Origin of the sequence: Pseudomonas agarici (assembly GCF_001543125.1) — a bacterium.
In the GTDB taxonomy this organism is placed as follows: Bacteria; Pseudomonadota; Gammaproteobacteria; order Pseudomonadales; family Pseudomonadaceae; genus Aquipseudomonas; species Aquipseudomonas agarici.
Map to the genome: position 1 here is coordinate 2,692,614 of NZ_CP014135.1, position 25,599 is coordinate 2,718,212.

22 protein-coding genes and 1 pseudogene are annotated in these 25,599 nt (G+C 59.4%); 14 read left to right on the top strand and 9 right to left on the bottom strand.

Annotated elements, in window-relative coordinates:
• The first annotated feature begins 159 nt into the window (after positions 1-159).
• Together AWM79_RS11850 and AWM79_RS11855 are read left to right on the top strand one after the other, a co-directional pair.
• Entirely contained in the window at positions 160-1,266 is a 1,107-nt protein-coding gene (locus AWM79_RS11850; RefSeq protein ID WP_060783974.1) for a GGDEF domain-containing protein, read from the top strand.
• Positions 1,259-2,197, top strand: coding sequence for an iron-sulfur-binding ferredoxin reductase (locus AWM79_RS11855; RefSeq protein WP_060782889.1), 939 nt, complete (start codon positions 1,259-1,261; stop codon positions 2,195-2,197). The genes AWM79_RS11850 and AWM79_RS11855 overlap by 8 nt, the downstream gene beginning before the upstream one ends.
• Positions 2,198-2,307: 110 nt before the next feature.
• On the opposite strand, the gene pyk is transcribed toward AWM79_RS11855, so the two are convergent.
• Positions 2,308-3,759: a pyruvate kinase gene (gene pyk, locus AWM79_RS11860; protein ID WP_060782890.1), complete on the bottom strand. Its 1,452-nt coding sequence runs from the start codon at positions 3,757-3,759 to the stop codon at positions 2,308-2,310.
• Between the two features lie 171 nt (positions 3,760-3,930).
• Between pyk and AWM79_RS11865 the strand changes: the two genes are divergently transcribed.
• Positions 3,931-4,305 carry a tetratricopeptide repeat protein gene (locus AWM79_RS11865; protein ID WP_060782891.1) on the top strand — a complete coding sequence of 125 codons (375 nt, stop codon included), beginning with the start codon at positions 3,931-3,933 and terminating at the stop codon, positions 4,303-4,305.
• Positions 4,306-4,532: 227 nt separating this feature from the next.
• The gene (locus AWM79_RS11870) at positions 4,533-4,892 is read left to right on the top strand and encodes a PilZ domain-containing protein (RefSeq protein ID WP_060782892.1); all 360 of its coding nucleotides are present in this window, start codon (positions 4,533-4,535) and stop codon (positions 4,890-4,892) included.
• A 36-nt stretch (positions 4,893-4,928) separates the two neighbouring features.
• Here the strand turns inward: AWM79_RS11870 and AWM79_RS25595 are convergent.
• Positions 4,929-5,095: pseudogene (locus tag AWM79_RS25595) on the bottom strand (DUF58 domain-containing protein); the annotation flags it as partial.
• 273 nt (positions 5,096-5,368) lie between these two features.
• On the opposite strand from AWM79_RS25595, the gene sbcB reads away from it, so the two are divergent.
• Positions 5,369-6,805, top strand: coding sequence for an exodeoxyribonuclease I (gene sbcB, locus AWM79_RS11875; protein ID WP_060782893.1), 1,437 nt, complete (start codon positions 5,369-5,371; stop codon positions 6,803-6,805).
• Positions 6,806-6,894: 89 nt separating this feature from the next.
• Here sbcB and mvaT read toward each other — a convergent pair whose 3' ends face one another.
• Positions 6,895-7,272, bottom strand: coding sequence for a histone-like nucleoid-structuring protein MvaT (mvaT, locus tag AWM79_RS11880; protein ID WP_017131967.1), 378 nt, complete (start codon positions 7,270-7,272; stop codon positions 6,895-6,897).
• Positions 7,273-7,619: 347 nt separating this feature from the next.
• Here mvaT and purU point away from each other — a divergent pair, with 347 nt between their 5' ends.
• From purU to AWM79_RS11895, 3 genes are read left to right on the top strand one after another with little or no spacing between them, the layout of a single operon-like run.
• A complete protein-coding gene (purU, locus tag AWM79_RS11885; protein ID WP_060783975.1) occupies positions 7,620-8,468 on the top strand; it encodes a formyltetrahydrofolate deformylase in 849 nt (282 codons plus the stop codon).
• 30 nt (positions 8,469-8,498) lie between these two features.
• Entirely contained in the window at positions 8,499-8,696 is a 198-nt protein-coding gene (locus AWM79_RS11890; RefSeq protein ID WP_060782894.1) for a hypothetical protein, read from the top strand.
• Between the two features lie 34 nt (positions 8,697-8,730).
• Positions 8,731-10,218, top strand: a complete 1,488-nt coding sequence (locus tag AWM79_RS11895) for a helicase HerA-like domain-containing protein (RefSeq protein WP_060782895.1) — start codon at positions 8,731-8,733, stop codon at positions 10,216-10,218.
• Positions 10,219-10,222: 4 nt separating this feature from the next.
• Here AWM79_RS11895 and AWM79_RS11900 read toward each other — a convergent pair whose 3' ends face one another.
• Positions 10,223-10,678, bottom strand: coding sequence for a DUF721 domain-containing protein (locus AWM79_RS11900; protein ID WP_060782896.1), 456 nt, complete (start codon positions 10,676-10,678; stop codon positions 10,223-10,225).
• A gap of 307 nt (positions 10,679-10,985) precedes the next feature.
• Between AWM79_RS11900 and secA the strand changes: the two genes are divergently transcribed.
• The 3 genes from secA (at position 10,986) to AWM79_RS11915 (ending at position 16,131) form a co-directional block, all read left to right on the top strand.
• The gene (secA, locus tag AWM79_RS11905; protein WP_060782897.1) at positions 10,986-13,721 is read left to right on the top strand and encodes a preprotein translocase subunit SecA; all 2,736 of its coding nucleotides are present in this window, start codon (positions 10,986-10,988) and stop codon (positions 13,719-13,721) included.
• Between the two features lie 126 nt (positions 13,722-13,847).
• Positions 13,848-15,065 carry a bifunctional glutamate N-acetyltransferase/amino-acid acetyltransferase ArgJ gene (gene argJ / locus AWM79_RS11910; RefSeq protein WP_060782898.1) on the top strand — a complete coding sequence of 406 codons (1,218 nt, stop codon included), beginning with the start codon at positions 13,848-13,850 and terminating at the stop codon, positions 15,063-15,065.
• A gap of 124 nt (positions 15,066-15,189) precedes the next feature.
• Entirely contained in the window at positions 15,190-16,131 is a 942-nt protein-coding gene (locus AWM79_RS11915) for a Nudix family hydrolase (protein ID WP_060782899.1), read from the top strand.
• A gap of 59 nt (positions 16,132-16,190) precedes the next feature.
• Here the strand turns inward: AWM79_RS11915 and AWM79_RS11920 are convergent, their stop codons facing one another.
• Complete coding sequence (locus AWM79_RS11920; RefSeq protein ID WP_017131975.1) at positions 16,191-16,775, bottom strand: cob(I)yrinic acid a,c-diamide adenosyltransferase; 585 nt, start codon at positions 16,773-16,775, stop codon at positions 16,191-16,193.
• A gap of 2 nt (positions 16,776-16,777) precedes the next feature.
• Entirely contained in the window at positions 16,778-18,814 is a 2,037-nt protein-coding gene (locus tag AWM79_RS11925) for a sensor histidine kinase (protein ID WP_060782900.1), read from the bottom strand.
• A 213-nt stretch (positions 18,815-19,027) separates the two neighbouring features.
• On the opposite strand from AWM79_RS11925, the gene AWM79_RS11930 reads away from it, so the two are divergent.
• Positions 19,028-20,263 (top strand): M20/M25/M40 family metallo-hydrolase, encoded by a 1,236-nt coding sequence (locus AWM79_RS11930; protein WP_060782901.1) that lies wholly within the window; start codon positions 19,028-19,030, stop codon positions 20,261-20,263.
• Positions 20,264-20,288: 25 nt separating this feature from the next.
• On the opposite strand, the gene AWM79_RS11935 is transcribed toward AWM79_RS11930, so the two are convergent.
• On the bottom strand, positions 20,289-21,206 hold the full coding sequence (locus tag AWM79_RS11935) for a putative 2-dehydropantoate 2-reductase (RefSeq protein ID WP_060782902.1): 918 nt from the start codon (positions 21,204-21,206) through the stop codon (positions 20,289-20,291).
• Complete coding sequence (locus tag AWM79_RS11940) at positions 21,206-22,159, bottom strand: GGDEF domain-containing protein (protein ID WP_060782903.1); 954 nt, start codon at positions 22,157-22,159, stop codon at positions 21,206-21,208. The genes AWM79_RS11935 and AWM79_RS11940 overlap by 1 nt, the downstream gene beginning before the upstream one ends.
• A 120-nt stretch (positions 22,160-22,279) precedes the next feature.
• Between AWM79_RS11940 and AWM79_RS11945 the strand changes: the two genes are divergently transcribed.
• On the top strand, positions 22,280-22,765 hold the full coding sequence (locus tag AWM79_RS11945; protein ID WP_017131980.1) for a YajQ family cyclic di-GMP-binding protein: 486 nt from the start codon (positions 22,280-22,282) through the stop codon (positions 22,763-22,765).
• Positions 22,766-22,886: 121 nt separating this feature from the next.
• Entirely contained in the window at positions 22,887-23,729 is an 843-nt protein-coding gene (locus tag AWM79_RS11950) for a mechanosensitive ion channel family protein (RefSeq protein ID WP_060782904.1), read from the top strand.
• Between the two features lie 299 nt (positions 23,730-24,028).
• Here AWM79_RS11950 and AWM79_RS11955 read toward each other — a convergent pair whose 3' ends face one another.
• On the bottom strand, positions 24,029-25,372 hold the full coding sequence (locus tag AWM79_RS11955; RefSeq protein WP_017131982.1) for an OprD family porin: 1,344 nt from the start codon (positions 25,370-25,372) through the stop codon (positions 24,029-24,031).
• Positions 25,373-25,599: the final 227 nt, after the last annotated feature.

Here is a 25,599-nt window from a genome sequence, read left to right on the forward strand (position 1 = left end):
GCCGACCGATGGCGAGCATTGCTCCTTGGTACTCGTACAGCAAGGGCTGTACGGGTGGTAAAAAATTGAATAGTTATTTTTGCTCCAGATCACTAGAGTGACGGGTGGCCTGTACGGGAAGGAAACCCTTTGAGCCCTCAGCGCACGGTGAGTCATAGATTGACCCATAAAGCCATACAGAGTCTGTTACGCAAACGCTTTGCCCTGGCTGCCGGTACATATGTGCTGGCGTTGCCGTTGGTCTGGGCGGCGATTTTCACCGACCACCAGCGGGCCAGTGTAACCACGGCACTGGTCATTACCGGCCTGGTGATCGCCAGTCAGTGTGGGCTCGGCTGGCTGTTTTTCAGTGGTCGTAACCTGCGCTTTCGCGACCCGAGCCTGACCGAGTTCCAGGTATTGCTGGGGCTGGGCTGGCAAACCTACATGATGGCCAACCTTGAGCATGCTCGCGGCACTTTCTTGGTGTTTTACCCGTTGGTGCTGCTGTTTGGCCTGTTTCATCTGCCGCGGCGCAAATTTGTGCGTTGCGCGGCGTTGGTGTTTTTCAGCTTTGCCGCCCTGAATCTCCAGGAAGGTTACCAGTTCCGACTGCCCGATCCTGGGCTGGCGACGCTGCAGGTCTGTGTGCTGTTCGTGGTGTTGGCTTGGCTGTGCCTGTATGCCAGTTATGTACAGGCGTCCCGCCAGCGCATGCAACAACGCCGGTTTGCCTTGCAGGCCCATCAGGATACCTTGCGGGGGATGATGCGCCAGTTGGAAGACCTGGTCGCCACCGACGAACTGACCGGCCTGTATAATCGTCGACACTTCCTGCGCCTGGCCTCCCGCGAGCTGGAACTGATGGATCCGGACACGGTGCACGGTCTGGCCCTGATCGATCTTGATCATTTCAAGCGCATCAATGATGTCCATGGGCATGCGACCGGTGATCAGGTATTGCAGGCGTTCGCCGGTGTGGCCGGCGCCTGCGCGCGCGAAGGTGATGTATTGGCGCGTTATGGAGGAGAAGAATTCGTGCTGCTCTTGCCCAATGCCGATCCCGAGCGCCTGACGGCCTGCTGCGAGCGTCTGCGTCTAGCCTTTACCCAGGTCGAACTGGTGGGGGTGACGGTGAGCAACTTGAGCCTGTCGGTGGGCATGACACTGATGGCTGCAGGCGACGATCTGGATGAGGCCTTGCAGCGTGCCGATCAGGCGCTGTACCGCGCCAAACGCGACGGGCGTAACCACTGTTGCGCCGCCTGGGAATACAGCGATGCCTGAGTTGCGGGTCGGTGAACGAGTCTGGTCGGTGGCCAGCGGCGGCAATCTGCTCGATGCCTTGAACCAGGCTGGGGTGAGGGTGCCCTACAGTTGTCGAGCGGGCAGTTGCCATGCCTGCCTGGTGCATTGTCTGCAAGGCGAACCGCAAGACAATCAACCGAATGCTCTGACCCTTGAACAGCGTGAGCGCGGCTGGCGGCTGGCCTGCCAATGCCAGATGCGCGAAGACTTGCACCTGGAAATCTTCGATCCGCTGCGCGATGGGGCGCTGGCCCATATCAGCGAACTCGACTGGTTTAGCCCCACGGTATTGCGTCTACGGCTGTTGCCGGAGCGGCCACTGCGTTATTGCGCCGGCCAGCACTTGGTGCTGTGGACAACCCAGGGTGTTGCGCGCCCTTATTCATTGGCGAGCCTGCCCCAGGAGGACTGCTACCTGGAGTTTCACCTCGATTGCCGCCTGCCCGGCGAGTTCAGCGACGCGGCCCGAGGCTTCAGGATTGGCGAAGTGATTCGCCTGGGGGAATTACGTGGCGGCGCCTTGCATTACAATCCCGACTGGCATGCCCGGCCACTGTGGCTGCTGGCGGCCGGCACAGGGCTGGGGCCGTTATGGGGCGTGCTGCGCGAAGCCTTGCGCCAGGGACACGCAGGACCGATTCGTTTGGTGCACCTGGCTTCTTGTCGCCATGAACACTACCTGGCCACTGAGCTGGCCGAACTGGCCGGTGCCCATGGCAATGTCACGGTCCAATATCTGGAAGGGGCTGAACTAGCGGAGTTCCTGGCCAAACTACGGCTTGCCTCACGACAAACCCTGGCTCTACTCTGTGGTGCCCCGGCCAGTGTCGAAGTCTTTGCCAAGCGCCTGTACCTGCTCGGATTGCCGCGCAATCAACTGCTTGCAGATGTGTTCCTGCCACGCGGTTGAATACCTGCGCTCAAGAGCAGAGCATCCACAATGCCTGGTGTCTGGATGACATAAGGCAAAAAGCCTCGCGGCACTACTGCGGCGAGGCTTCGAGCACAGCGTCAGGTCACTCAGACCATCGGGTCGCCGACATGCAGGATCTTCATGCCGTTGGTGCCACCGATGGTGTGGTAGCTGTCGCCCTTGGTCAGGATGACCCAGTCGCCTTGCTCGACCACGCCGCGCTTGAGCAACTCGTCCACCGCAGCCTGGCTGACTTTCTCGGGCGGTAACGAAGCTGGGTCGAACGGCACGGTATAGACACCGCGGAACATCGCTGCGCGAGCCTGGGTCTCACGATGCGGGGAAAACGCGTAGATGGGCACCGACGAACGGATCCGCGACATGATCAACGGTGTGTAGCCGCTTTCGGTCAGGGCGATGATCGCCTTGACGCCCGGGAAGTGATTGGCCGTGTACATGGCTGCCAGGGCGATGCTCTGGTCGCAGCTTTCGAAGACCTTGCCGATACGGTGGCTGGAGGTCTTGCTGGTCGGATGCTTTTCCGCGCCGACACAGATACGCGCCATGGCCTGCACGGCTTCTAGCGGGTAGGCACCGGCGGCGCTTTCAGCCGACAGCATGACGGCGTCGGTGTAATCCAGTACGGCGTTGGCGACGTCGGACACTTCGGCACGGGTCGGCATCGGGTTCTGGATCATCGACTCCATCATCTGGGTGGCAACGATCACGGCTTTATTGTGGCGGCGCGCATGCAGAATGATTTTCTTCTGGATGCCCACCAGCTCGGCGTCGCCGATTTCCACGCCGAGGTCGCCACGGGCAACCATGACGGCGTCGCTGGCCTTGATCAGGCCGTCGAGGGTTTCGTCGTCGGCCACGGCCTCGGCGCGCTCGATCTTCGCCACCAGCCAGGCGGTACCGCCGGCTTCGTCGCGCAGTTTGCGGGCGTACTCCATGTCGGCGGCGTCACGTGGGAAGGAGACTGCAAGGTAGTCCACTTCCATCTCAGCGGCGAGCTTGATGTCGGCCTTGTCCTTTTCGGTCAGGGCCGGAGCGGTCAGGCCGCCACCGCGACGGTTGATCCCCTTATGGTCCGACAGCGGGCCGCCGATGGTCACGGTGCAACGCAATTCGGTAGCGGTAGCGGTGTCGACCCGCATGACCACGCGACCGTCGTCGAGCAGCAGTTCGTCGCCCACGCCGCAGTCCTTGACCAGGTCCGGGTAGTCGATACCGACGACCTGCTGGTTGCCTTCGGTCAGCGGATGGCTGGTGGAGAAGGTGAACGGATCACCGATCTTCAACTCGATGCGCTTGTTGGCGAATTTGGCGATACGGATCTTCGGGCCTTGCAGGTCACCCAGCAGCGCCACGAAGCGCCCGTGTTTGGCGGCGAGGTCGCGGACCAGCCTGGCACGAGCCTTGTGCTCGTCGGGGGTACCGTGGGAGAAGTTCAGGCGGGCGACGTCCAGGCCAGCTAGAATCAGCTGTTCCAGAACTTCCGGCGAATTGCTGGCCGGGCCTAGTGTGGCGACGATTTTAGTACGACGAACGGACATGCAGAGACTCCTGAGTTCAAGCGCAACGAGAGGCTACTATGGTCCTGTGCTGTAGTCATTGTTCATTTGCACTACTTTTTCAGCGAAGAATTTTTTCAGATAGGTCGCTTGAGGAACACTCTGAAGATTTTCGTCGACGGGTCGATACCCTGCCAAGAACAGGAGATACCCATGCGAATTTTGCTCGTTTTAGTCTTGGCCGCCGGTGTCGTCGGTTGCACCCGCTGGTCGATGAACAGCCACCTGAACAATGCCTACCGTTCTTATGATCGCGGTAATTGCGAAGACGTGATGCTACAGTTGTCTCAGGTCGACCGTGAGAGTCGCTCCCGCTCCTATGTTCAGCCGGAAGTGTCGATGTTGCGCGGTCAGTGCCTGGAGCGTCAGAAGCTGTTCGTCGACGCGGCACAAACCTATCGTTTCATCATTAGCCAATTCCCCTCCAGCGAGTATGCCTACCGTGCCCAGGCTCGCCTGGAGACCCTGCGTCAGCTTGGGCATGCCGATGGTGCGACCCCGGCCCAGCCGACATCGGCGACTTTTTGATGATGGTTGCAATATGAGCTGGCTCTCTGCCAGCTTTCAGCTACAGTTCGGAGAGTATGGTTTAAGTTTTATCAATTCATTTGAGTTGAAAGCCATGGCTCGGTAGATGTAATGCGATAGGGCGATCCGCTGCCGTCGCGCCGAGGCCAAGGGAGAGCGGACCCGCCGGTCCTGCTCCGAAGCACTAGCGCGGTCATGCTGAATGACCTTGTATAGCGATCACCAACATGCCTACCGACCGTCGTATCGAACGGCACCAGCTGCCGTATTTTCTGCAAGTGTTCAATCGCTTCACCGACAAACCCATTGGCTATTTGGGTAATGTTTCCGACGAGGGGCTGATGTTGATCAGCCAGTTGCCGTTATTGGTGAAGGCGGACTTCAAACTGCAAGTGAAACTCCCCGGACCCGATGACACGGTCCAGCTTATCGATCTGAATGGCCGCTGCCTCTGGTCCCATGAAGAGGCGACGCCGGGTTATTACGACTCGGGCTTTGTCCTGTCCGAGCCTCCCGAGGCGTATCAAAAGCTGGTGAGTGCGTTGCAACACTACTTCAGCTTTTACCCGTTGGAAGCTTCGGCATAAATAGTAGGGAAGTCCTCCTGCTGCAGAGAGCCTCGGCTTTTTCCAGCTGAGGTAGCGACTGACCGATTCGGCGCCGAGTTCGCTTGGGCGCCCATCGAGGATGGGAGCGCCATGGGCGTTGAGGCGCCCATGGCGGTTGGCCCGGGCATTCGGTAGTCGACCGTGCGGCAGCAGGCGAGGGTTTCGAGCAGTGTCTGTATCGGGCCAGGACCTGGCTGGCGGCGGCTCGGTAATCTGCCGGGCGGTAGTGTTCCAGTCGATCTGGCGTAGGCTGTCGCCTTCGCGAAATCCACGCAACAGGTTGAACTTCAAGCCCAGGCCACTGCCGCCTAGCGCAGGGCTTCGCCTCTAGCCAGCGCCGCCGGCCTAAGCAATCGGGCTCTGTAATCGATTGTCAATATAAGTTGTAGCGGGCGACTGGCTCCAAGGGCTGTCAAGCGCCTAGACTGGCTCGGTCTTCTGTTCAGGAACCAGCCGTGACCTCTATCTTCTGGTACGACTACGAAACCACTGGGATTAATCCACGCTGCGACCGCGCGCTGCAGGTGGCGGGCATCCGTACCGATGCCGAGCTCAATGAGGTCGACACGCCGGTCAATCTCTACTGCCAGCCCGGCGAGGATATCCTGCCGCATCCGGCGGCCTGTATGATTACCGGTATCACACCCTCGCAGCTTGCCGGTCAGGGGTTGGCAGAGGCTGACTTCATGACCCGTGTGCACGCCCAACTGGCGCAACCGGGAACCTGTGGGGCGGGCTACAACACCCTGCGCTTTGATGACGAAGTGACCCGCTACAGCCTGTACCGGAACTTCTTCGATCCCTATGCGCGGGAATGGCAAGGCGGCAATAGTCGTTGGGACCTGATCGACGTGGTACGTGCCGCCTACGCACTACGACCCCAGGGTATTGTCTGGCCGGAGGAAGAGGGGCGAGTGACGTTAAAGCTGGAGCGACTGACCGCCGCCAATGGCATCGATCATGGTCATGCCCACGAAGCCTTGTCCGATGTTCGCGCGACTATTGCTCTGGCGCGGCTGATTCGTGAAAAGCAACCGAAGTTGTATGACTGGCTCTTTCAATTGCGTAGCAAGCAGCGGGTGTTGGAGCAGATTCGCCTGTTGCAGCCTATGGTGCATATCTCCGGGCGTTTTTCCGCCGCCCGCAACTATCTGGGCGTAGTCCTGCCACTGGCCTGGCATCCACGCAATCGCAATGCGCTGATTGTCTGTGACTTACATCACGACCCGCAGCCGCTGCTGGACCTGGATACAGAATCGCTGCGACAGCATCTGTACACCCGTCGCGAGAACATGATTGATGGGCAATTGCCGGTGCCGCTCAAGTTAATTTACGTCAACCGCTGTCCGGTCGTGGCGCCGATGGCGGTTTTACGGGCAGAAGATCAGCAGCGTCTGCAACTCGACATGGCACTCTATGAGACCCGTCGCCTGCAGCTTAATGACACACAGCAAGTTTGGCGGGATAAAGTCCAGGCGGTTTATGCGATAGAAGACTTCACCCCCAGCGAAGATCCGGAGCAGCAGTTATACGATGGTTTTCTTGGCGATCGCGACCGCCGCTTATGTGAGCAAGTGCGCGGCGCGGGGCCGGAGCAATTGGCGCGGGAGCACTGGCCTTTCGATGATGCTCGCTTGCCGGAATTATTATTCCGTTATCGGGCACGTAACTTTCCCGATAGCTTGAGCGAAGAAGAGCAACAGCGTTGGCAGACATTCTGTCGGCGACGCCTGAGTGAGTCGAGCTGGGGCGCGCCTAATACCCTGGTGGGGTTTAGGGACGCGCTTGCGAGCTGTTTAGCCAATGCCACGCCCGAGCAGGCGCAAGTGCTCGGCGAGTGGCAGCGCCATGCGCACTCTTTGTACGCTCGTTTTAACATTCAGTTGGATTGACTGACGAGGGATTAAATCGAAGTAATAAAAAACGCCAGCAAGCTGGCGTTTTTTCTACATCGCAAAAAGCTTTGCGACGGGTATTTTGCTTAGCCCAGCAGAGTGGCCCAGCCTTCAACCACGTCACCGCCCCACTTGGCTTTCCACTCTTTCAGAGTCTTGTGGTTGCCACCTTTGGTTTCGATGACTTCACCATTGTGTGGGTTTTTGTACTGCTTGACCTTGCGTGCGCGCTTGGCACCGGTGGTTTTTACCGCGCCGCCACGTGGGGCCTTTTCTTTGGCCTGTGGGTCCAGGATCAGTTGGCAGTCGCGCAGCGACTTGGCATGTTTAGCCAGCAAGGCGCGCAGTTCTTTTTCGAATTCCATTTCTTTTTTCAGGGCGCCGTCTTTTTCCATGGCTGCCATTTCTGCTTTCAGTGCTTCGATGTTTTCTTGTACGGCGCGGTATTTGTTGATCAGAGACATGGGGACTACCTTATGTGAGTCGTGTATGAGGGTTGCAGTGGCGCAATAATAGTCAGACAGTTTGCCCAAGTAAACATTTAAGCGAATGTTTGTTGCATTTAATTTTTGAACTTTGCGAAGGCGCGATGGACGCCTGTTAGATATTCTGCTCGGGACGCCTGAAAATAGTCCCGCGAACGGTCCGTTGAACTATCCAAACTGCTGGCTGTTTCAGTTGCCGCCACGAGCGTTGTGATGCTGTTGGTCCCGCGGATTGCCTGTTGCCGCGCACAGTGCAAGGAATACTGCAGTTTTGCCGTGTAGTCGCTAGAATGGCGACCTTTGTGAAGTTTTGGAGTTCCCCCCTCATGCGCACTTTCCGGCTGGTGATCGCTTGTCCCGACCGCGTTGGCATCGTTGCCAAAGTCAGTAACTTTCTGGCATTTTATAACGGTTGGATCACCGAAGCGAGCCATCACTCCGACAACCTCAGCGGCTGGTTCTTTATGCGTCACGAGATCCGTGCCGACAGTCTGCCGTTTGGTTTGGACGCTTTTCGCGAGGCATTTGCACCGATCGCCGAAGAGTTCTCCATGACTTGGCGCATCACCGATACCGAACAGAAGAAGCGCGTGGTCTTGATGGCCAGCCGCGAATCCCATTGCCTGGCCGACTTGTTGCACCGCTGGCACAGTGATGAACTTGATTGCGAGATCGCCTGCGTGATTTCCAACCACAACGACCTGCGCCGGATGGTCGAGTGGCACGGTATTCCCTATTACTATGTACCGGTGAACCCGCAGGATAAGGCGCCGGCATTCGCCGAAGTGTCACGCCTGGTCAAGTATCATGACGCCGATGTGGTAGTGCTGGCGCGCTACATGCAGATCTTGCCGCCGGCACTGTGCAGCGAGTACGCGCACAAGGTCATCAATATCCACCACAGCTTCCTGCCTTCCTTCGTCGGCGCCAAGCCTTACCACCAAGCATCCCTGCGCGGGGTGAAGCTGATCGGCGCGACGTGTCATTACGTGACCGAAGAACTGGATGCCGGCCCGATCATTGAACAGGATGTGGTGCGTGTGAGCCACAGTGATAGCATTGAGGACATGGTGCGTTTCGGTCGCGATGTCGAGAAGATGGTGCTGGCCCGTGGCTTGCGTTATCACCTGGAAGACCGTGTGCTGGTGCACGGTAACAAGACAGTGGTGTTCTGACCGCCTGTCGACGGTCCTGGAGGTTTATTGATGGGCGATCCACTCGACAAGGCCACCTCCAGGGCACCGCCGACCCTGGGAGAAGGCTGTCTGAGCCGCTATGACCCCGAAGCCATGAGTCGTGAGCACGGCACCGTGTTTCCCGGTGCCGCCGAGCTCTGGCAGCAGTTGCAAGCTGAGTCCGAGACGATTTTCATCGATGTGTCCCCCGGTCCGCTAAAATGCTAGAGGCTTGTCTCAGCGACTCACCTTGGGTGACGACATGACGGATCCTGCACAACTTGTTTTCGGCGCCGACCCGATGGCTCAACCCATCGGTCAGGCGATGCGCCTGGCCAACCGCCACGGCTTGGTCGCCGGAGCCACCGGGACCGGCAAGACGGTGACCTTGCAACGCCTGGCCGAAGCCTTCAGCGATGCCGGAGTCGCGGTGTTCGCGGCGGATATCAAAGGTGACCTGTGTGGCCTGGGCGCGCCGGGCGATCCCCAGGGTAAGGTGGCCGAGCGGATCGCTGGCATGCCTTGGCTGAATTACCAGGCCAGAGCCTATCCGGTAACCCTGTGGGATATTCATGGACAATCCGGCCATCCGTTGCGCACGACCCTGAGCGAAATGGGGCCGCTACTGATCGGTGCGTTGCTGGAACTGACGGACAGCCAGCAGTCGGCTTTATATGCCGCGTTCAAGGTGGCTGATCGCGAAGGTCTGTTGTTGCTCGACCTGAAGGACCTCAAGGCGCTGCTCAATCACCTCAAGGACCATCCGCAGTTATTGGGCGAGGACGTCGCCCTGATGACTGCTGCTTCCAGCCAGGCGCTGCTGCGGCGCCTGGCGACCCTGGAGCAGCAGGGCGCCGAGGCACTGTTCGGCGAGCCGGCTTTGCAGTTGGAGGATATCTTGCAGGCGACGGGCGACGGGCGTGGACAGATTCATCTGCTCGATGCCAGCCGCCTGGTGCACGAAGCGCCCAAGGTCTACGCAACGTTCCTGCTGTGGCTACTCGCTGAGCTGTTCGAGCAATTGCCCGAGCGTGGCGATGCCGACAAGCCGCTGCTGGCGCTGTTCTTCGATGAAGCACACCTGTTGTTCGCCGGTACCCCGAAAGCCTTGCAGGATCGGTTGGAGCAGGTGGTCCGACTGATTCGCTCGAAAGGCGTCGGGGTGTACTTCGTCACGCAGTCGCCGGGTGACCTTCCCGATGCGATCCTGGCGCAGTTGGGGTTGCGAATTCAGCATGGGCTGCGGGCCTTTACCGCTCGGGAACAGAAATCGCTACGGGCGGTCGCCGAGGGCTTTCGGCCTAATCCGGCGTTCGAGGCTCTGGCGGTATTGACCGAACTGGGGATCGGCGAGGCGTTGGTGGGTACCTTGCAGGACAAGGGCACGCCGCAAAGGGTCCAGCGGGTGCTGATCGCGCCGCCGCAATCGCGTATCGGGCCGTTGAGCGAAGCCGAGCGGGCGGCCCTGATTGCCGGGTCGGCCCTGCTCGGTCGTTATGACAAGCCTGTCGACCGTGAGTCGGCCTATGAAATCCTGATAGCGCGCAAGGCGCCGATTAGCGAAGCACCGGCACCTGCCGACGAAGTGGCGGGCCAGGAGCCGAGCTTGGCCGACAAGGCCGGCGAGTTCCTCGGCACGGCGGCGGGGCAGGCGCTGAAGTCCGCCATGCGCCAGGCCGCCAATCAGCTGGGACGCCAGTTGGTACGCGGTTTGATGGGCTCGTTGCTCGGCGGCAATAAGCGCCGTTGAGTGTTCAGGTCTTGGGCCGGGCGTGGCTGGCCAGGCGTTCGAGGGCCGCGCGCAGGTTGGGGTCGTTGATGCCCTCGGCCGTTTCCTGGATGGTTTGCGCGGCATTGATTGACAGGTCCATGGTGTGGCCTGCCGCGCCCTGCTGGACGGTCGGTGGTTGTACCTTGAACAGGATGCGGGTCAGGCCGATGAACACGTCGAACGCTTGCAATTGTCGTTGCAGGCGTTTTTGCTGGTAGCGCAGGCGGGTCGCCCAGTGCCCGTCGGTGACGATCAGCAGCAGGCTGCCTTCGCGCCAGGAAGCCACATGGCAGTGTTCGCGTGTCGCTGGCTGCAGTTGGCTTTCCACCAGGCGTTGCAGGTGAGCCAGGCGTTGGGCATGACTGAAAATCGCTTTCAGCGGTTTGGCCTCACGAAGCAGGACGGCGGGTGCCCGGGCGGGAAGAGGGCGAAATGCCATGATTCAGACACCTGAAGTAACAGAGCCGTCATGGTAGCAGAAACGACCGGGCCAGCCGCGCCCATTGATGCAGACCGGCTTTGCTCCTACAGTCTGCAACCAGTTTCCGGGCTTGATAGCTTGAAGTTCGGGAAAAAGGCCTTACTTTAGAGTGGCCCCGTCAAAGCGCTGTGCCAGCATCGTGGAATAACGCCACTTTCCTCACCATCGTTTCCGGGTAGAATACTCGTTCGCATGCGGCCATGAGGGCTGCTCGGGCGACTCACGGGGCCGCCCTCCATCCCTATGTGTGGAAGAACCTGCCGATATGTTTGCGCCTTTGTTAAAGAAACTTTTTGGAAGCAAGAACGAGCGTGAAATCAAGCGCATGCTCAAGACGGTACAGATCGTCAATGCCTTCGAAGAGCAAATGGTGGCCCTTTCGGATGAGCAGTTGCGCGCCAAGACCGAAGAGTTCAAGGCCCGCATAGCCAAAGGTGAAACCCTCGATAAGATCCTGCCGGAAGCCTTTGCGGTCGCCCGTGAAGCCGGCAAGCGTGTTATGGGCATGCGCCACTTCGACGTGCAGTTGATCGGCGGCATGACCTTGCATGAAGGCATGATCGCGGAGATGCGTACCGGTGAGGGTAAAACCCTGGTAGCCACCCTGGGCGTCTACCTCAATGCACTGTCCGGCAAGGGCGTGCACGTGGTGACGGTGAACGACTACCTGGCTCGCCGCGACGCCAACTGGATGCGTCCACTCTATGAGTTCCTCGGCCTGACGGTCGGCGTCGTCACGCCATTCCAGCCGCCGGAAGAAAAGCGTGCCGCTTATGCCGCCGATATCACCTACGGTACCAACAACGAATTCGGTTTCGACTACCTGCGCGACAACATGGCGTTCAGCATGGAAGAGAAGTTCCAGCGCGAGCTGAACTTCGCCGTGATCGATGAAGTCGACTCTATTTTGATCGACGAAGCCCGTACCCCGTTGATCATCTCCGGCCAGGCCGAAGACAGTTCGCGTCTGTACACCGAGATCAATAAGCTGATCCCGCGCCTGACCCAGCACATCGAGGAAGTCGAAGGCGTGGTGACCAAGGAGGGTCATTTCACCATCGACGAAAAGACTCGCCAGGTTGAGCTGAACGAAGCCGGTCACCAATTCATCGAAGAGATGCTAACCCAGGTCGGCCTGCTGGCCGAAGGCGAGAGCCTGTACTCGGCGCACAATCTGGGCCTGCTGACCCACGTCTACGCTGGCCTGCGTGCGCACAAGTTGTTCCACCGCAACGTCGAATACATCGTGCAGGATGGCCAGGTGGTCCTGGTCGACGAGCACACTGGCCGTACCATGCCGGGGCGCCGTCTGTCCGAGGGCCTGCACCAGGCCATCGAAGCCAAGGAAAACCTCAATATCCAGGCCGAAAGCCAGACCTTGGCATCGACCACGTTCCAGAACTACTTCCGTCTCTACACCAAGCTGTCCGGCATGACCGGTACGGCCGACACCGAAGCGTTCGAGTTCCATCAGATTTACGGCCTGTCGGTGATGGTCATCCCGCCGAACAAGCCGCTGGCCCGCAAGGACTACAACGACCTGGTGTTCTTGACCTCCGACGAGAAATACACAGCAATCATCTCCGATATCGAGGAGTCCCTGAAGCAGGGGCGTCCGGTGCTGGTGGGTACCGCGACCATCGAAACCTCCGAGCACATGTCCAACCTGCTCAATCAGAAAGGGATCGAGCACAAGGTCCTGAACGCCAAGTTCCACGAAAAGGAGGCGGAAATCATTGCCCAGGCCGGTCGTCCCGGCGCTCTGACCATTGCCACCAACATGGCCGGTCGCGGCACCGATATCCTGCTGGGCGGCAATTGGGAAGTCGAAGTGGCCTCGCTGGAAAACCCGACGCCGGAGCAGATTGCCCAGATCAAGGCCGACTGGCAGAAGCGCCATCAGCAAGTGCTTGAGTCGGGCGGCTTGCAGGTGATCGCTTCCGAGCGTCATGAATCGCGCCGTATCGATAACCAACTGCGTGGTCGTGCCGGTCGCCAGGGTGACGCCGGCTCCAGCCGTTTCTACCTGTCCCTGGAAGACAGCCTGATGCGCATCTTCGCCTCCGATCGGGTGAAGAACTTCATGAAGGCCCTGGGCATGCAGCCTGGCGAAGCGATTGAGCACCGGATGGTGACCAATGCCATTGAAAAGGCCCAGCGTAAGGTCGAAGGGCGCAACTTCGACATCCGTAAGCAACTGCTCGAGTTCGACGACGTTAACAACGAACAGCGTAAAGTGATCTATCACATGCGCAACACGTTGCTGGCGGCCGATAATATCGGCGAAACCATCTCCGACTTCCGCCAGGATGTGCTCAACGCCACGGTCAGCGCCCACATTCCGCCACAGTCGCTGCCAGAGCAGTGGGACGTAGCCGGGCTGGAGGCCGCCCTGGAAACCGATTTCGGCGTGAAGCTACCGATCCAGCAGTGGCTCGACGAAGACGATCATCTGTACGAGGAAACGCTGCGCGAGAAGCTTTTGAACGAGCTGCTGGCGGCATACAAGGACAAGGAGGATCAGGCCAGCGCCGAGGCATTGCGAACCTTTGAAAAACAGATCGTGCTGCGTGTGCTGGACGATCTGTGGAAAGATCACCTGTCAACCATGGATCACCTGCGTCACGGTATTCACCTGCGCGGTTACGCCCAGAAGAACCCGAAGCAGGAGTACAAGCGCGAGTCGTTCACGCTGTTCTCCGAACTGCTCGATTCGATCAAGCGCGACTCGATCCGTGTGCTGTCCCACGTTCAGGTGCGCCGCGAAGATCCGGTCGAAGAAGAAGCCCGCCTGCGCCAGGAAGCCGAAGCCCTGGCCCAACGCATGCAGTTCCAACACGCCGAAGCGTCTGGTCTGGAAACGCCGCAAGTGCTGGGGGAAGAGGCTGATGTGGCCTTGGCCAGCGCTCCTGTACGCAACGAGCAGAAGTTGGGTCGCAACGAGCTGTGCTACTGCGGTTCGGGCAAGAAGTACAAGCATTGCCACGGACAGATCAGCTAAGATTTTTGTTCGACTCTGCAGCACCGCGCCGCGACTGGCTTGCCGTCGCGGCGTTTTTCCATTTGAAACACTGTCCCTTTTGATGACAGTGCAGACATTACATTGAACATTCAAAGGAGCGCATTCATGGCTGTTGGTCTTGGCCCGTTGCCAACGTTGCACCCGGTTGCCGGTTTTGAACTCGGTATCGCCTCGGCGGGTATCAAGCGCCCAGGGCGTAAGGATATCGTGGTCATGCGCTGTGCCGAAGGGTCCACGGTGGCCGGCGTGTTTACCCTGAATGCGTTCTGCGCTGCGCCAGTGATTCTGGCCAAGCAACGTGTGCAGGGAGCGGTGCGTTACCTGTTGACCAACACTGGCAATGCCAACGCCGGTACCGGCGAACCTGGGCTGGTGGCCGCGGCCCGTACTTGCGCGCGATTGGCCGAGCTGGCGGGCGTCGATGCGAACGCCGTACTGCCATACTCCACCGGCGTGATCGGTGAACCATTGCCGGTCGAGAAGATCGAAGGTGCCCTGCAGGCCGCGCTGGACGACCTGTCCGTGGACAACTGGGCCGCCGCCGCCGCCGGCATCATGACCACCGATACCTTGCCCAAGGGCGCCAGCCGCCAGTTCCAACACGACGGTGTCACCGTCACCGTGACCGGTATCAGCAAGGGCGCCGGCATGATTCGACCGAACATGGCGACCATGCTCGGTTATATCGCCACGGATGCCAAAGTCTCCCGTGACGTTCTGCAGAACCTGCTGCTCGACGGCGCCAACAAGTCGTTTAACCGTATCACTATCGACGGCGACACTTCGACCAACGATTGCTGCATGCTGATTGCTACCGGCCAGGCCAAATTGCCAGAAATCAGCGAAACCAGCGGCCCGCTGTTCGCAGCGCTGAAGCAGGCGGTGTTCGAAGTCTGCATGGAAGTGGCCCAGGCGATTGTCCGTGACGGCGAAGGCGCAACCAAGTTCGTCACGGTTGAAGTCAATGGCGGCGGTACTCATCAGGAATGCCTGGACGTCGGCTACACCGTGGCCCACTCCCCCCTGATCAAGACCGCGCTGTTCGCCTCCGACCCGAACTGGGGACGCATCCTGGCAGCGGTCGGTCGCGCCGGTGTCGTCGACCTCGATGTGAGCAAGATCGATGTGTTTCTCGGTGAAGTCTGCATCGCCAGCCGTGGTGCTCGCGCCGCGACTTATACCGAGGAGCAGGGAGCGGCAGTGATGGCCCGTGAGGAAATCATCATTCGTATCGAACTGGGACGTGGTGCGTGCCGCGAAACGATCTGGACCACGGATCTGTCCCATGAGTATGTGAAGATCAACGCGGAATACCGCACGTAAGGACGGCGCGGTCCCGGAGGAGCCAGCGGTCCGATCTCCTGGCTGGCTGGCCCGAGAGACCACTCACGAGTTTGTGCACAAACGCCGACTCTCAAGAAACGAGCGGACTGTAGGAGCTTTTAGTGTGAAACCCGTACAGGTGGCAGCGGCGGTTATTCGAGACATAGACGGGCGGATCCTGATCGCTCGGCGGGCCGATTCCCAGCATCAGGGTGGCTTGTGGGAGTTTCCCGGCGGCAAGGTCGAGGAAGGTGAAACGGTGTTGGCGGCCCTGGCCCGTGAGCTGCGCGAAGAACTGGGTATCGTGGTGATTACAGCCCGGCCACTGATCAAGGTACGGCATGACTATCCGGACAAGGCGGTATTGTTGGATGTCTGGGAGGTCTCGGCTTTTACCGGTGAGCCCCATGGGGCCGAAGGTCAGCCCTTGGCCTGGGTCACGCGGCGGGAACTGGCGGATTATCAGTTTCCGGCGGCCAACCAAGCGATCATCGCGGCAGCCCGGTTGCCAGGCGAGTACCTGATCACGCCGCAAGACCTGGAGACGACGCAGTTGTTGCGAGGCCTGCAGAAGGCGATTGCCGGTGGGATCAAGTTAGTCCAGTTGCGTGCACCGAACGGTTATGACCCGAAGTATCGCGACCTGGCGGTGGATGCGACCGGTTTGTGTGCCGGCAAGGCACAATTGATGCTCAAGGGGCCTTTTGAATGGCTGGGTGATTTTCCTTCGGCCGGTTGGCATGTCACCGCCGCGCAGTTGCGCCAATACGCCGGTGCCGGTCGCCCATTGCCGCAGGATCGCTGGTTGGCGGCGTCATGTCATGACGCGCAAGAACTGGCGCTGGCCGAGCAGATGGGCGTGGATTTCGTCACTCTGTCACCGGTCCAGCCGACCCTGACCCATCCGGATGCACAGCCTCTGGGGTGGGACCGGGCGCGGCAGTTGATCAGCGCTTTCAATCGGCCGGTGTACCTGCTCGGTGGCGTGGGTCCGCAGGAGCGGCAACGCGCCTGGGAGAACGGAGCACAAGGGGTGGCGGGTATCCGCGCGTTCTGGCCGGATTAACCGGTCCAGGCACGGGGCATCTGCGACCGGTTTGTACAGATGCCCTGGCGTCGAGCCGATCAGTGAGCGGGAGGGCTTTTCGTCGCTTCCCAGAGAATCTCGGCAACCTTCTCACGCCGGGCAATCAGTCGGGCGGCGACGAAGAACAGATCCGATAGCCGATTGATATAGGCCAGGCCCACGCCGCCCAATGGTTCCACGGCGTTGAGCTGCTGGCAACGGCGTTCCGCGCTGCGTGCCAGGCTACGGCAGACATGGGCCTGGGCAATCAGCATCGAACCGCCTGGCAGGATGAAATTCTCCAGCGGCCCCAGCTCTTCGTTCCAGCGATCGATAGTGGCTTCCAGCCGGTCGATTTCGCTTTGGTTCAGGGCCTGGTACTCCGGCATGGCCAGTTCGCCGCCGAGATCGAACAGGCGATGCTGGCAAGGCGCGAGCACCTCGATCAATTCCTCCAGTTCCGGGTGAATGACCACCAGTTCCGCCAGACCCGCCAATAGCAAACCCAGTTGGCTGTTAAGGCTATCGACTTCGCCAATGGCTTCGATCCGTGGATGATCCTTGGGTACGCGACGACCGTCGCCCAGCCCGGTTTCTCCGGTATCACCGGTCCTTGTATAAATCTTCGATAGACGAAAACCCATGATTACAGCTCCGTTTGCTTCAGTATGGGAAAGGTGACCTGGCTACCGGCCAGCGGCAGGCGCAGGGTGAAGCAGGTCCCCTGGCCAAGGGCCGATTGCACTTCCATTTGGCCCTTGTGGTTGTTGGTGATGATGAAATAGGAAACCGACAACCCCAGCCCAGTGCCCTGGCCGATCTCCTTGGTGGTGAAGAAGGGTTCGAAGGTGCGTTTGCGGATGTTCTCCGACATGCCGATGCCGTTGTCCTCGACCTGGATTTCCGCCCATGGCGGGTTCAACCGGGTGCGCAGGGTGATGCGTGCGAGTTCACGGTCGTCGTCACGCTGGTGGATGGCCTGCGCGGCGTTTTTCAGCAGATTGAGCAGCACTTGTTCCAGTTCGTTGGCGGTACCGGGGACAGGGCCGAGTAGGGGGTCGAATTGACGAATGATAGCCAGGCCCTTGAAGTCGAAACCAATAGCCAGGTCGAAGTCGTTGCCGGCGATTTCCACGGCCTGGTCGATCAGGGCGGGCAGATCGCATGGGGCCATTTCTCGATTGCTGCGCCGGCTGAAGCTGAGCATATGGGTGACTATTTTGGCCGCTCGTGCGCCAGCCTGCTGGATGCCGTCAAGCAGTTGCGGGACTTCGCGGCTCTTGAGGTACTGATTGACGGTGTCCAGGTCGATCCCGGCCAGTTCGGCGTATTCGAGGTTTTTCGGTAGCTCTGAGGACAGGCGTCGACGGATGTTCTGGACATTGTGCAGGATAGCCCCCAGTGGATTGTTGATTTCGTGGGCCATGCCGGCGGCGAGCCCACCGACCGAGAGCATCTTTTCCGACTGTACCATCATTTCTTCCAGGGACAGGCGCTGGGTAATGTCGTCGATGCGGATCACCACGCCGCGCCCGGCACCGCCCATCAGCGGGTAGAAAGTCAGTGCATAGTGGTGGGCTTCGTCGTCCTTGATCCAGGTAACGCGCTCGATCTTCGCCACGCTGTGTTGTTCGACGGTGTCCTTGAGCTGCGGCAGAAAGGGTTTCAACGGCTCGAAGGCGAGGAAGATCGGCTGGTTCAGTGCCTCATCCAGGCGGGTTCCGGAAAGCGTACTGGCTTCCTGATTCCACTGGGTGACATAGAGCTGCTCGTCCAGGGCGATCAGTGCCGAGGGCATGGAGTCGATGATGCTATTGAGGTAGTTCTGGAAGCCAGTGAGTTTTTTCTCGATCTTGCTGCGGACCTGGACTTCGAGCTCCAGCTTGCGGTTGGTATGCCGGGTTTCCTCGGCCAGACCCTGAGCCTGGTCGTAGGCGGCCTGGGAGTCGTCACGGGCGCGCTTGAGCTGCTGTTCACGCGCTTCGATGCGCGAGAGCATGGTATTGAAGGCTTCGGCCAGGCTGCCGATTTCATCGCGGTTGCCCCGCGAGGCCCGCAGAGAATAGTTTTCTTCGCGGGTAACCTGGCGCGACAGTTCCTCCAGCTCGTGGATCGGTCGGGTGATCAGTCGCTTGATTTGCCGGGCAATGATCAGCCACAACAGGACGCTGAAGATCAGGATTCCCAAGCTTGCGGTCAGAGTCCCGGTGTAGAAGGCCACCGGTAACTCGCTGCTGGCCACCAGCAGCAGGTGTCCGGAGGCCCGGTCTGGATAGGGCATGTCGATCACCTGATTGCTGCGAAACTCGGTCAGGCGCCAGGCTTCGATGTCCCGATAGCGTTCCGGCAACGTCAGACGGTCACCGTGTTGCAGTTGAGTCAGTCGATCACCCTGACTGTCATAGATGGCGGCGGCCCGCAGGGGGGAATAGGTGTTGAGTTCTTTGAGCAGGATCTCGGCGTTTGCGGCGGAGTCCAGAGCCTGGCTGGCCAGGTTCGGGTTTGAAACCAGCCGACCGATGATCTGCAAGGCCTGGGGTGCCATGCTTTCCTGGGAAATCCAATAAGCCGCGCTGATAAAGGTCAGGTTGGCCACCAGCAGTACGGTAGTCAGCAGCACCAGCAGGGCCGCCAGGAGTTTCTGGCCGACGGGCAGGTTTTCTAGGCGCTGGCGCAGAGGCATTGCGGATCCTGTTTGACAAGGGAAAAAGGGGCGAGCATTGGTCGCATCGACCATGAATGAGTGTATCAAACCGCCGATTTTTACTACGGTCTTTTGCCTAAAGTGCGAACTGAACGGGTCGACGGCTGCTTTACGGCGTTGTAAGTTGCTTGGGCGATGCGCTCGCAGCTCGATAGACAAACATCAAGAACTGGGTTCAGGGAGAAAACAACCATGGGGTTTTATTGCAAACGTGCGGCACTGGCGAGATTTGCCATGGGGGTTACGCTGTCGATAGCCACACCTCATGCGCTGGCCCAGATCAACCAGCCAGTTCATGGCAGGGCCGAGCACTACAAGGAAGACGGGTTGAAGCTGCTGGAGCGGCTGGTCAACATCGATTCGGGGTCGGGCTACGAGCCGGGTTTGCAGCAGGTCCGGGCGATTGTCAGCGAAGAATTGAAAAAGCTCGGGGCGAGTATCGAGACCTTTCCCGCCACCCCGGCGTCGGGCGAGAGCATCGTGGCGACCCTCAAGGGCACCGGCAAGGCGCGAATTTTGTTGATGGCGCATATGGACACCGTCTTCAAGGAAGGTACGGCGACGGCCAAACCCTTCTATATCAAGGACGGACGGGCCTACGGGCCGGGCGTCATGGATGACAAGGGCGGTATCGTGGCCGGTCTGTATGCGCTGAAAATCCTCCAAGACCTTGATTTCAGGGATTACGCGAAAATCACCTTCCTGCTCGATACCAACGAGGAAACCGGCTCCAAGGGGACCACCGAACTGATTCAGCGGGTGGCCAAGGAACACGATGTGACGTTGAATCTGGAGCCCGGTCGCCCCGCCGACGGCCTGGTGATCTGGCGCAAGGGTAGTGGCACGGCGGTAGTGGAAGTCAAGGGCAAGTCGGCCCATGCCGGTGTGGCTCCGGACAGTGGGCGCAATGCCGCGATGGAAGCAGCGCACCAGATTCTCCAGTTGGGCAAGCTGGGTGATCCGGGGAAGCAGACCACGGTCAACTTCACCGTGCTCAAGGCCGGTGACCGGGTCAATGTGATCCCGGATTCAGCCATCGCCAAGGCCGATGTACGGGTGTTGGTGCCGGAGGAGTTCGATCGGGTCGAGCGCGACCTGGCCAGGGTCTCGGCCAACAAGTTGATTGCCGACACCGAGGTCAGGACCAGCCTGCAGCGTGGCCTGCCGCCGATGTCGCCGACACCGGCCCAGGATGCGCTGGCGACCAAGGCGCAGGCGATCTATGGCGAAATCGGTCGCAAGCTGACCCTGGAGGGCAGTGGTGGCGCGGCTGATGCCAGCCTGTCGGCGGCGATGGGCACCGCGACGCTGGATGGCTTCGGTATCGTCGGCGGTGGCATTCACACCGAAGACGAGTATGCCGAGGTCGAGAGCGTGGTGCCGCGCTTCTATCTGCTGACCCGGATGCTGATGGAAATCAGCCGCTAACCACGGCATCCGTTCACAGGTTTACTCAGGTACCGGGCAATCCATGGACGGCAAGGTGCGCGATCAGACGGTTGCGCAGTTGATTCAGGTGGGGCAGGTTCAAATGATGGCGTTTAGCCGCTTCGCAGGCGTAACCCAGTAGGTAGCTGATTTCCGTGCGCCTGCCATGGGCGACATCCTGATACATGGAGGAGTAATTCGCCCCCGTGGCCTGGATGACCCGTGTCACTTCGTTGTGCAGGTCCTGTGCGGCTGCGGGTTGGCCGCAGTGCTCCAGCAGTTCCGTCAGTTCGCCGCAGAGGGTGGCTACTTCACAGTGGTGATCGCGCAGGCCGCCGTTACGGCAACCATACAGCACCGTCAACGGGTTGATGGCGCAATTGAGCGCCAGCTTGCGCCAGAGCCGGGTGAGGATCTGGGTCTGCCATTCATGGGGAATACCGGCCAGGAGCAGATCGTCGAGCCAATAGGGCGGTTGGGGGTGGGCAAGATCTCCCAGCCAGGTAAAGCCGTGCCCGGCAAACACGACTCGCCAGTCGCCGTCGCGAAAGGCCCCCTCGGTGCTGGAGGCAAAGAGGCAGCGAGCCTTGGGCACCAGCGTAGCGACGGCATCCTGACTACCCAGGCCGTTCTGTAGCAAGATCAGTTCGGCATTCTCGGCCAGGCGCGGGGCCAGTCGGGCCACGGCCGATTGCGCATCATAGGCCTTGCAGGCGACCAGCAGCCGGCTAATGGGCTCGGCGGCGTCAACGGTCTGAGCTGGAATAGCAATGTGTTGCTCCTGACCCTGTTCGACCAGGGTCAGACCGCCGCTGGCGCGGTAGGCAGCCAATCGCGCCGGGTCTCGCAGGATCAGCGTGACGGGCAACCCCACCCGTGCCAGGCGGACAGCCCACAGGCTGCCCAGGCTACCGGCACCGAGGACGTGCCAGGTGGTGGCCATCAATCGCGGGCCGGCAGGCGCTTGGCGCTGACCACACCATCGGCATAGGATTCGGCCAGCAGCCGATCGGCTTCGTCGAACAGGGTTTGCTGGTCCAGTGGGAGGCATTTGCTGTCCAGGCCCACCAGGCTGACGCCAGCCTTGAGTTCGACCGGCCCGGCGGTGGTCATGAAGGGCTTGAGGTTCAGTCCGTCATACAGGCGCTTGAAGCTGCTGGGCGCGCAGTCCTGAAGGTCGGCTGGCAGGGTCATCAGCACGAAGTGCTGGTCGTCCAGGCGCGCCAGCATATCCAGCGGACGTACCAGTTGTTGCAGGCGCCGGGCGATACCTTGCAGCAGTTCGTCATAGAAGTCATTGCCGTACTTGCGTTGCAACTCGTTGGCCTGCTGCACGCCGATCAGCAGGTAACAAATGGCGCCGCCACGAGCCTGCACCTGGCGCAGGCTGTCGGTCAGTTTCTGGCGCAGATAGCGGGCGTTGCCGAGGCCGGTCAAGGCATCGACGAGATTGCGTTGTTCGAGGCTGGCGATGTTCTGGCGCAGCAGGCGGTTCTCCTGGCGCAGTCGCTGCAGGGTGCTGCATTGGCGGTCGGCAGCCAGAACGCGGGTCAGCAGCAGGCGCTCGATGTCCTCGGGGGCGATCAGGTCGTCGATATCGTTGTCCGAGGCATCGTCGAGCAAAGAGAGCGGCGATTCGGAACTGATGAGGAGCACGTAGGTAGCGTGATCGTTCATCTCGTCGCGCTGCCTGACCTTCGCGGCCAGCTTCAAGCCGGCGCTTGCGGCGCAGACCAGCACGCTGACCGCACGCTGATCGATTTGCTCCAGCGCCAGGACGATGTCGTTGGCCTGGCGGATATCCTGATAACCGGCGCGTTGCAGGCTGGCGCCAAAGACGCTGCTTACCAGGTGGTCGTCACTCACCAGCAAAATGCTCAGATCCGGATTAGGCATGGCGTGGCTCGCAAGTGAATGAGTACTAAGAACCGTTATACTGCTCGTGGATTTTAACCGTCAAACCGGGTGCGCTCCATCGGTATCGAGCCGTGCCTGGCATAATTTTGGAGAAATGACATGCCGTCGTTCGACGTGGTATCTGAACTGGACAAACACGAAGTCACCAACGCCGTCGAGAACGCCGTCAAGGAGCTGGACCGCCGTTATGATCTCAAGGGCAAAGGTTCTTTCGAGTTCAAGGAAAAAGAGCTGACCGTCAACATGACGGCCGAAGCTGAGTTCCAGTTGGAGGCGATGCTGGAAATCCTGCGTATGGCCCTGACCAAGCGCAAGATCGATGTGAGGTGCCTGGAAGTCAAGGACGCCTATGCTTCCGGTAAGCTGATGAAACAGGAAGCGACCTTCAGGGAAGGCATCGACAAGGAGATGGCGAAGAAGATTGTGGCACACATCAAGGAAGCCAAGCTCAAAGTGCAGGCGGCCATCCAGGGTGAGCAGGTCCGTGTGACCGGTAAGAAACGTGATGATCTGCAAGAGGCGATTGCTAACTTGCGGATCAAGGAGTTCGATAGACCGCTGCAATTCAACAACTTTCGCGACTGATTGAGTTGCCAAGGAGCCTCTGGCGGTTATTGGCGTCGGAGGGCCCAGGTACGGCGCAAACGATTGAGTGTTCGAGCCCCTGTCGTTTCGCCGAACCGTCGCATGGTAATAGGAGAGAACAATGGATCTGAACGCTGAAGTGGATCACCTTATCAAGGCCTCCCAGGCCTGGATTCCGATGATCATGGAATACGGCAGCCGCGTGCTGCTGGCGATCATCACCTTGGCCGTGGGTTGGTGGTTGATCAACAAGCTGACCGGCAAGCTAGGCAAGTTGCTGGCACTGCGCAATGCCGACCTGGCACTGCAGGGCTTTATCAGCAGCCTGGCCAATATTGCCCTCAAAATCTTGCTCAGTATCAGCGTCGCATCGATGATCGGCGTGGCGACCACCTCGTTTGTCGCGGCGATCGGTGCCGCCGGCCTGGCCATTGGCCTGGCGTTGCAGGGCAGCCTGGCGAACTTTGCCGGTGGCGTGCTGATCCTGATGTTCCGGCCGTTTCGCATCGGTGACTGGATCACGGCCCAAGGGGTCAGCGGGACGGTGGACAGCATCCAGATTTTCCACACCGTCTTGCGGACCGGCGATAACCAGACGGTCATTGTGCCTAACGGTAATCTGTCGAACGGCATCATCACCAACACCAACCGTCAGGCCACTCGCAAGGTGGTGTTTGATGTGGGAGTGGATTACGAAGCTGACTTGCAAAAGGCCCGCGAGGTCTTGTTAACGCTGGCCAAGGATGAGCGCGTGCTGGCTGATCCGGCACCAGCGGCGGTGGTTTCGGCCTTGGGTGACAGTTCGATCACCGTTTCCCTGCGAGTGTGGGTCAAGACTGCTGATTACTGGGACTTGATGTTCATGTTCAACGAACATGCGCGGGATCGTCTGAAGGCGGCGGGGATCGATATTCCGTTTCCGCAGCGGGTGATTCGGGTGATGCAGGAAGCCCCGACGAAATAAACAGTCGTCGGCTATTCGGTGTCGGATGAAGTGGCTATTGATGGCTGATGCCGATCAGTTGAGCCGCCGATACGAACCGTGCAGGCGGTCGGCGACGTTGCTGCGTGGTTTGTCGCGCTAAACAGTGTGCTTTTTTTGCTGTTTGTTGTTTGCCGAGGATAATGTTGCTTAGCTATTAACTAGCTTCCTATCTTATTTGCTCCGCCACCTTTCCTGATACATAAAAAAGCCGTCTACCTGTTCGGGTAGACGGCTTTTTTACATGCGTAAAGCTTTTGAATCGTGCTGTTACATCTCTCTTACAAGATGCTCAGCGGGTACTCAATGATGACACGAACATCATTGTTGTCTGCGCTGTAGTTATTGTACGCACCGTTGGAGCGATACACGGCGCTACGCAGGCGGAAGGACAGATTTTTTGCCGGGCCTTCCTGCATGACGTACTTGCTCTCGAAGTTGAACTCGTTCTCCTTGCCTTCACCCAGGCCATTGGTCTCGATGTTGTCACCTCTGACAAAACGAGCCATGAAGGTCAGGCCGGGTACGCCGTAGGTTTTCATGTTCAGGTCGTAGCGCGCTTGCCAGGAGCGTTCCTCACGGCCCACGAAGTCGGAGATCTGGATGGAGTTCGCCACGAACACGGTGCTATTACCGTCAACGCCGTAGTAGTAGGCGTTGTCGCCGCTGGAGCGCTGGTGAGCGATGGTGAATTTATGGGCGCCGATGCTGTAGGCCGCCGCCAGGCTCCACAAATTGTTGTCTACGCCGGTAGTGCCGTCGCCGATCGCATCAACCAGGTCACCACGTTTTTTGCCCTCGGTTTTATAGCCGTTGAGGTCGAGGTTCAGCGATTGGTTGTCATTGATCGGCAGGGTGTAGTTCAGGTTGAGGTACTGCTTCCTGAAGTAGTCATCAGCCTCGGATGCAGCCAGTGTGCCGGTGAAGTTGTCGGTGAAGGCATAGCTGGCACCGAAGATATTGATATAGGTCAGGCCCTTGGCGCCGTTACCATTTTCATCAGGGAGGCCACCGATGCTGTCTCTGCCCATACCGGTTTGTTTGCTCAGGGAGGTGAAGCGACCCGCGCTGACCTCAAGACCCTTGATTTCCTTGCTGGTGATCAAGGTGCCGGTGGCAACTTCTGGCAGCAAGCGGCTGTCATCGGTAGCGAATACCGGACTAGCCACGAACTGCTGACCGTATTTCAGGACGGTATCCGACAAGCGGACTTTGACCGCGCCACCAATCTTGCTTTGAGAGTCTTCCGGATTACCATCGGAGTCGTTGGCAAACAAGCCATTGCCGCGCCGGCCCGAGCCGCCGTCTGTTTTGAGCGAGCCCATCGCCATGGCGTCAAGGCCGAAACCGACGGTGCCTTGGGTGAAGCCCGACTCATAATTCAGCAGGGTGCTGATGCCGCTGTCCTGGCGATAACCGCTTTCATAACCTGGGCTGCCATCTTTTTTGGCAACGTTACCGGCGCCATTCCTGTAGTCGCGATTCATGTACTCAAAACGGGTTTTGAGCTTCAGGCTCTGGTCTTCAAGAAAGCCTTTCGAATCGCTCTGAGAGGACGCCATTGCGAACTGCGATGTGCCTGCTGCCACAGCCAAGGCGATCATGCTCCACTTCATCACGCGCATCGTGATTTGCTCCTTTGGTTTTAGGAAGATTATTGCCGTCCCACTTGTGTTTTTATCTGGACGGCTCTTTCTTTTTGTGTCGGCGCAAACTTATATCACGCTGACCATATTGGCGACACTTGCCCATCTATCCTTGCGACTTCTTTACGAGCATGTCGCAAAAAGCTTGGTTCATGTCGTAAATTCACAACCTTACGTAACCAGCGGCACAACTTCAGCGCTGTCGA

What these genes read in the sequence shown, in the direction of transcription:
- AWM79_RS11865 (WP_060782891.1), top strand. Translation starts at nt 3,931, where the DNA reads ATGCGAATTTTGCTCGTTTTAGTCTTGGCCGCCGGTGTCGTCGGTTGC.
- purU (WP_060783975.1), top strand. Translation starts at nt 7,620, where the DNA reads ATGCGCACTTTCCGGCTGGTGATCGCTTGTCCCGACCGCGTTGGCATC.
- argJ (WP_060782898.1), top strand. Translation starts at nt 13,848, where the DNA reads ATGGCTGTTGGTCTTGGCCCGTTGCCAACGTTGCACCCGGTTGCCGGT.
- AWM79_RS11920 (WP_017131975.1), bottom strand. Translation starts at nt 16,775, where the DNA reads ATGGGTTTTCGTCTATCGAAGATTTATACAAGGACCGGTGATACCGGA.
- AWM79_RS11935 (WP_060782902.1), bottom strand. Translation starts at nt 21,206, where the DNA reads ATGGCCACCACCTGGCACGTCCTCGGTGCCGGTAGCCTGGGCAGCCTG.
- AWM79_RS11925 (WP_060782900.1), bottom strand. Translation starts at nt 18,814, where the DNA reads ATGCCTCTGCGCCAGCGCCTAGAAAACCTGCCCGTCGGCCAGAAACTC.
- AWM79_RS11895 (WP_060782895.1), top strand. Translation starts at nt 8,731, where the DNA reads ATGACGGATCCTGCACAACTTGTTTTCGGCGCCGACCCGATGGCTCAA.
- AWM79_RS11890 (WP_060782894.1), top strand. Translation starts at nt 8,499, where the DNA reads ATGGGCGATCCACTCGACAAGGCCACCTCCAGGGCACCGCCGACCCTG.
- AWM79_RS11900 (WP_060782896.1), bottom strand. Translation starts at nt 10,678, where the DNA reads ATGGCATTTCGCCCTCTTCCCGCCCGGGCACCCGCCGTCCTGCTTCGT.
- AWM79_RS11930 (WP_060782901.1), top strand. Translation starts at nt 19,028, where the DNA reads ATGGGGTTTTATTGCAAACGTGCGGCACTGGCGAGATTTGCCATGGGG.
- mvaT (WP_017131967.1), bottom strand. Translation starts at nt 7,272, where the DNA reads ATGTCTCTGATCAACAAATACCGCGCCGTACAAGAAAACATCGAAGCA.
- AWM79_RS11955 (WP_017131982.1), bottom strand. Translation starts at nt 25,372, where the DNA reads ATGCGCGTGATGAAGTGGAGCATGATCGCCTTGGCTGTGGCAGCAGGC.
- AWM79_RS11870 (WP_060782892.1), top strand. Translation starts at nt 4,533, where the DNA reads ATGCCTACCGACCGTCGTATCGAACGGCACCAGCTGCCGTATTTTCTG.
- pyk (WP_060782890.1), bottom strand. Translation starts at nt 3,759, where the DNA reads ATGTCCGTTCGTCGTACTAAAATCGTCGCCACACTAGGCCCGGCCAGC.
- secA (WP_060782897.1), top strand. Translation starts at nt 10,986, where the DNA reads ATGTTTGCGCCTTTGTTAAAGAAACTTTTTGGAAGCAAGAACGAGCGT.
- AWM79_RS11950 (WP_060782904.1), top strand. Translation starts at nt 22,887, where the DNA reads ATGGATCTGAACGCTGAAGTGGATCACCTTATCAAGGCCTCCCAGGCC.
- AWM79_RS11855 (WP_060782889.1), top strand. Translation starts at nt 1,259, where the DNA reads ATGCCTGAGTTGCGGGTCGGTGAACGAGTCTGGTCGGTGGCCAGCGGC.
- AWM79_RS11945 (WP_017131980.1), top strand. Translation starts at nt 22,280, where the DNA reads ATGCCGTCGTTCGACGTGGTATCTGAACTGGACAAACACGAAGTCACC.
- AWM79_RS11940 (WP_060782903.1), bottom strand. Translation starts at nt 22,159, where the DNA reads ATGCCTAATCCGGATCTGAGCATTTTGCTGGTGAGTGACGACCACCTG.